Source organism: Actinomadura sp. KC216 (assembly GCF_004348535.1).
Lineage (GTDB): Bacteria > Actinomycetota > Actinomycetes > Streptosporangiales > Streptosporangiaceae > Spirillospora.
The window spans coordinates 1-1282 of the sequence record NZ_SMJX01000636.1 but is presented as its reverse complement, the minus strand read 5'-3'; the positions used below and the strand labels follow the sequence as shown (position 1 = coordinate 1282).

Below are 1282 nucleotides of genomic sequence, written 5' to 3'. Positions count from 1 at the left end.
GGGTGGGGCAGATCCGATCCAAGTAAGAGACGTGAGGAGCTGATCGTGCTCACGCTGACCAGCGGTGCCGTCCAGGTCATACGTACCGTGACCGCGAACCCGGAGCTTCCGCCGGAGACCGGCATCCGCATCGAGTCCGGGCTCGACGGCTCGGACGCCCTGCGGCTCTCGGTCGCGCCCGCCCCGGAGGCCGGCGACCAGGTCGTCGAGGAGGAGGGCGCCAAGGTGTACCTGGAGCCCAGCGTCGCCGAGATGCTGGACGACAAGACACTCGACGCGCAGGTCGACCCGCAGGGCGACGTCGCGTTCACCATCGCGGAGGGGCCCGAGGGCACCCCCACCTGACCACGAGCTTCTGGAGCCGGGACGCCGAACCCATCGGCGCCCCGGCTCCAGCGCGTTTCGCGCAGGCTCAGCGGGCGGCCGCGATGATCGCCACGCCCGCGAGCACGAACGCCACCGTCGTCAGGACCAGGAAGGCGGCGACGACCGCGCAGCCCAGGCCGCGCGGCTGGTCGCGCCAGGTGGCGTAGCGCTCGCGCACCTGCCGGTCCAGGTCCTCCCGGGACGGCCGTTCCGCGTCCGGAGGCTCGGGTGAGGGCGGGGTCGTCACGACCGCCAGTGTCGCAGATGAAAAAATCGCCTGATGCTTCTCACCAAACTCGGCCATGCCTGCGTCCAGCTCACCAAGGACGACCGGACGATCGTCATCGATCCCGGCTCGTTCAGTGACGCGTCCGGCGCGCTCGCCGCCGCCGACGCGGTCCTCATCACGCACGAGCACTTCGACCACTTCGACGCCGACGGGCTGCGCGCCGCGATGGCCGAGCGGCCGGGCCTGGAGGTCTGGACGTCCCGCGCCGTCGCCGGGAACCTCGCCGACCTGGGCGGGCGCGTCCACCAGGTCGGGCACGGGGACGCCGTCACGGTCGCGGGCTTCGACGTCCACGTCTACGGCGAGGACCACGAGATCCTGCACCCGGACGTCCCGCCGATCCCGAACACCGGGTTCCTGGTCGACGGGGAGGTCTTCCACCCGGGCGACGCGCTGACCGTGCCGTCCGAGCCGGTCCGGACGCTGTGCCTGCCCGGCAACGCGCCCTGGCTGAAGATCCCCGAGCTGTACGCGTACACGCGCGAGGTCGGGCCCGAGCGCGCGTTCGTCATCCATGACGGGCTGCTCAACGACATCGGCCTCAAGGTGATGCAGACCCACGTCACCAAGGCCGGCGAGGAGATCGGCAGGGAGTTCACCCGCCTCGCCCCCGGCGCCTCGGTCGAC

General features: G+C 71.6%; 3 protein-coding genes. 2 read left to right on the top strand and 1 reads right to left on the bottom strand.

What is annotated here, in order from left to right:
- On the top strand, window positions 1-345 hold a 345-nt coding region (locus tag E1264_RS42695; protein WP_243711523.1), incomplete at its 5' end, for a hypothetical protein.
- Window positions 346-412: 67 nt separating this feature from the next.
- Here the strand turns inward: E1264_RS42695 and E1264_RS42690 are convergent.
- Window positions 413-613 (bottom strand): hypothetical protein, encoded by a 201-nt coding sequence (locus E1264_RS42690; RefSeq protein ID WP_132183282.1) that lies wholly within the window; start codon window positions 611-613, stop codon window positions 413-415.
- Between the two features lie 33 nt (window positions 614-646).
- Here E1264_RS42690 and E1264_RS42685 point away from each other — a divergent pair.
- On the top strand, window positions 647-1282 hold a 636-nt coding region (locus E1264_RS42685), incomplete at its 3' end, for an MBL fold metallo-hydrolase (RefSeq protein ID WP_132183280.1).